Annotated in this window: 3 protein-coding genes; all 3 read left to right on the forward strand. The window is 54.0% G+C overall.

Going from position 1 to position 4,141, the window contains the following annotated elements:
- Positions 1–2,793 (forward strand): type II CRISPR RNA-guided endonuclease Cas9 (gene cas9 / locus FJ147_27680; protein ID MBM4259665.1); only part of this gene is annotated, 2,793 nt, incomplete at its 5' end.
- A 3-nt stretch (positions 2,794–2,796) separates the two neighbouring features.
- Positions 2,797–3,726: a type II CRISPR-associated endonuclease Cas1 gene (gene cas1, locus FJ147_27685; GenBank protein ID MBM4259666.1), complete on the forward strand. Its 930-nt coding sequence runs from the start codon at positions 2,797–2,799 to the stop codon at positions 3,724–3,726.
- Between the two features lie 23 nt (positions 3,727–3,749).
- The gene (cas2, locus tag FJ147_27690; GenBank protein ID MBM4259667.1) at positions 3,750–4,055 is read left to right on the forward strand and encodes a CRISPR-associated endonuclease Cas2; all 306 of its coding nucleotides are present in this window, start codon (positions 3,750–3,752) and stop codon (positions 4,053–4,055) included.
- Positions 4,056–4,141 lie beyond the last annotated feature (86 nt).

Here is a 4,141-nt window from a genome sequence, read left to right on the forward strand (position 1 = left end):
GAGCACGAACGCCGGGAACTTGTCCATCTGGACCCCTACTCGCTACGCAAAAAGGGGCTTTACGAAGCGCTGACAGGACCCGAATTCGCCAGAGCCCTATTTCATATAAACCAACGGCGCGGCTTCCTGAGCAACCGCAAGACCAACAATAGGGACAATGAAAGCGGAACGCTCAAGAAAGCTATCGGCGAGCTGCGCAATAAGCTGAAGGAGGAATCCTGCCTGACGCTGGGCGAATGGCTGGCCAAGCGGCACGAAGCCCGCCTCAGCGTCCGCGCCCGCCTGCACGGCAAAACTAGGAGGGACAAGGCCTACGACTTCTATGCTGACCGAGCAATGGTTGAGCATGAATTTGACACACTATGGGCGAAACAAAGAAGTCTCAATCCTGCACTATTCTCCGACGCGGCGCGCAATGAACTCAAGGACGTGCTCCTACACCAACGTAGTCTTCTCCCGGTACGACCTGGCCGCTGCACCCTGTTGCCTGATGAAGAGCGTGCGCCGCTGGCCTTGCCTAGTTCCCAGCGCTTCCGGATCTATCAGGAGCTCAACAACCTTCGCCTGCTAACCGGGGAATTGCTTGAGAAACCACTAACGCTGGAGCAGCGCAATCAAATCGCAGCTTTACTTGAACAGCAGAGAGAAGTCCAGTTTAGTGCGATGCTGAGGAAGCTGAAGTTGCCCAGCACGGCCAAGTTTAATCTTGAAGATATAAAACGTGACCGCTTGAAGGGAAACGCTACCTCGGCGGCGCTTTCCAAGGATCAGTATTTCGGCGAGCGTTGGTACAGGTATGCCAATGCGTTTCAGGATGACATTGTCGACAAACTTCTTACCGAAGAGAGCGAATCAGACCTAATAGCATGGCTGCAGAAAAATACAGGTATCGATGAGGCAACTGCCCAACGCGTAGCTGACGTTCGTCTCCCGGAAGGCTACGGCAAACTAGGCCGCACAGCGTTGTCGCGAATTCTCCCGGAATTAATCGGGGCCGTGACTGTATATTCAGAGGCAGTCTCCCGCGCTAAGTTCGACAGCCACAGCGCACTTTCACAATCGCAGCAAACGGGAGAGATCCTGGCGGCACTTCCTTACTACGGAGACCCGCTCCAGCGCCATGTCGCGTTCGCCAAGGAGAACCCTGCTAACGACGAGGAGCGCTTTGGAAAGATCGCTAATCCGACCGTACACATCGCGCTTAACGAGCTGAGGAAGGTGGTCAACGGTCTAATCGCGCGCTACGGGCACCCAAGTGAAGTCATCGTCGAAGTAACGCGCGATCTTAAGCTGAGCCGGGAACGGAAGCTGGAAATTCAGCGAGATCAAAAAGCTCGACAGGACCGCAACGAGAAGCAGCTCGCCGAGGCCTGCGCAATCCTTAATCTTGCTGTCGCTAACCTAGACAAATCGAAGCGCCGCGAGCTCTCGCAGAAAATGCAACTGTGGACTGAACTGAACCTAAAGGATGCGACAGACCGCCATTGCCCGTACTCGGGAGAGCAGATCAGCATCGCGCGGCTGCTTTCGGACGAAGTCGAGGTAGACCACATCCTGCCCTTCTCCATGACGCTAGACGATAGCCTCAACAACAAGACCGTTGCGTTGCGCAGCGCCAATCGCGTTAAGGGTAACCGCACCCCCTACGAAGCGTTTGGCCGTATAGCCGCTTCCGGATACGACTACCCAGCCATACTACAGAGAGCAGCGCTGATGCCTAAGGATAAAGCTAAGCGCTTCGCTCCCGATGGCTACCAACGGTGGCTGCGAGAGGACAAGGATTTTCTAGCTCGAGCGCTAAATGACACCGCGTATATATCACGTATCGCAAAGGAATATCTGTCATTGATTTGCCCCAAGGAAAATGTTCGTACCATCCCAGGCCGGATGACCGCTTTGCTCCGGGGCAAATTCGGGCTCAATAGTCTGTTATCTGGCAATGAATTGAAGAATCGCGCGGATCACCGCCACCATGCACTGGATGCGGCGGTCATTGGCGTTACCGACCAAGGCCTGTTGCAGCGATTCTCCAAGGCGAGCGCGAGCGCACGGCAAGCCAACATGGATCGGTTAGTGGGCGAGATGCCGCTACCATGGGAAGCATACCGCAAGCACGTAGAACGCGCACTTACTCACATCATTGTCAGCCACAAGCCGGATCACGGTTACCAAGGCGCCATGAATGAGGAAACGCCTTGGGGCTTTCTGGAAAATGGACAAGTTACCCGCCTTGTGCGCCCGGAAGAAGGGGGACCACGCAGACGGGAATTCTCTAACAAGAAACTAATCGCAATCCGCAGCACTCGTAATCCGGAGCGCCATGGATTTGATGCTGATGGTCAACCTGCAGCATACAAGGGATATGTCGGCGGCAGCAATTACTGCATCGAAATTTGCCGTGACGCGAAAGGAAAGTGGCTCGGCGAGGTAATCTCGACGTATCAGGCCTATCAGGTAGTTCGCCAGTACGGGGAGACTGATGGCGTAAGACGCCTTAGAAACCCAGCGCTCAGTCAGTCCGAAAAACCACTGGTGATGAGGCTAATGATCAACGACATAGTACGCATGGTTATCGATGACAAAGAAAAAATAATGCGCGTGGTCAAAATAGGTCTGAACGGGCAAATTTTTCTTGCTGGCCACAACGAGAGCAACGTCGACGCACGTAATAGGGACCCAGATGATCCATTCGCATACGTATCGAAGATGGCGGGCTCCCTTAGTGCAGTAAAGGCCCGCCGCGTTACTGTTTCCGAGATCGGTGATTTACGCGACAGCAGTCTACAGGAATAGCGGTTGATTGGCCGCATTGTAGAAGTTGCAGACGACCGTCGGCACTTATTTGTGACGAGGGGCTTCATGGTTGTACAAGAGCAAGGGAGCGAACGCAAAGAATTGGGACAAGTGCCGCTAGACGACATAGCTGCGCTTATCGCCAATGCTCATGGCCTTAGCTATACGAACAACCTGCTCGTTGCGCTGGCTGAACGCGGCATCCCCTTCGTACTCTGCGCCGCGAACCACAACCCAGTAGGAATACTATTGAGCACAGGCGGCAACTACCAGCAAGCCAAGCGTTTCGATGCACAAATCAGGGCTACCAGACCCACGACAAAGCGCCTCTGGGCCGACCTAGTTCGAGCCAAATTGCAACAGCAGGCTAGCACGCTAGAGGCTGCCGGCGCACCTAGCGCTCCTTTAACCGCGCTTGTCGCCAAAGTCCGTTCTGGCGACCCCGACAACTTGGAGGCTCAGGGCGCACGCCGGTACTGGAGCTTGCTGTTTGGCGATCAATTCCGGCGAGACCGAGCCTTAGGGGGTGTGAATTCCATACTGAATTATGGTTACACAGTGTTGCGTGCGGCGGTAGCCCGTGCAGTCATTGCAGCAGGACTTCATCCTACGGTAGGGCTACATCACTCAAATGAATTCAATGCGATGCGCCTGGTGGACGATCTTATGGAGCCTTTCCGCCCTGTAATCGACTTGAATGTATGGCACTTACATCGCAACGGAAAGGGCGAAGTGAGCCCCGAAACTAAGCGCTATCTTGTGCGCTCACTGTACGACGATATGCAAACCAATGCTGGCGCCACACCCGTGTTGGTTTGTACGCAAAAGCTCGCCACGTCTCTCGCCCAAGTGTTTCTCGGCGAACGTAAGACCTTGGATCTGCCATTGGCAGGTCTTCCTCTAGCGCTTGCAGCTACGCTGGATAACGAATAGGGATGCTTTCCGGGTACAGATTGATGTGGGTGATGGTAATGTTTGACTTACCCGTAGTAGGTAAAGCCGAGCGAAAAGCAGCTGCGGAATTCCGAAACACTTTGTTGGATTTGGGCTTCGAGATGGCCCAGTTTTCGGTCTATATGCGTTTCTGCTCCAGCCACATGCAGGTTGACACCTATGGGAAGCGTGTTGAATCCGTTCTGCCCGAAGGCGGGAGAGTGAACATTATTCAATTCACCGACAAGCAGTATGAGCGCATCATCACATTTCGCGGGAGAGCTAAGCAGGCTGCAAATAAAACCCCGGACCAGTTTGATCTTTTCTAGAAAGCTTCTCGATTTACACGGCCCAAGAAATGAAAACCCCTGTCGGTTCAGGGGGTTATCACGATCCTAGTGTAGCTGATTGGGAT

The sequence above is a fragment of the Deltaproteobacteria bacterium genome (assembly GCA_016874775.1).
GTDB lineage: Bacteria > Desulfobacterota > Binatia > Bin18 > Bin18 > VGTJ01.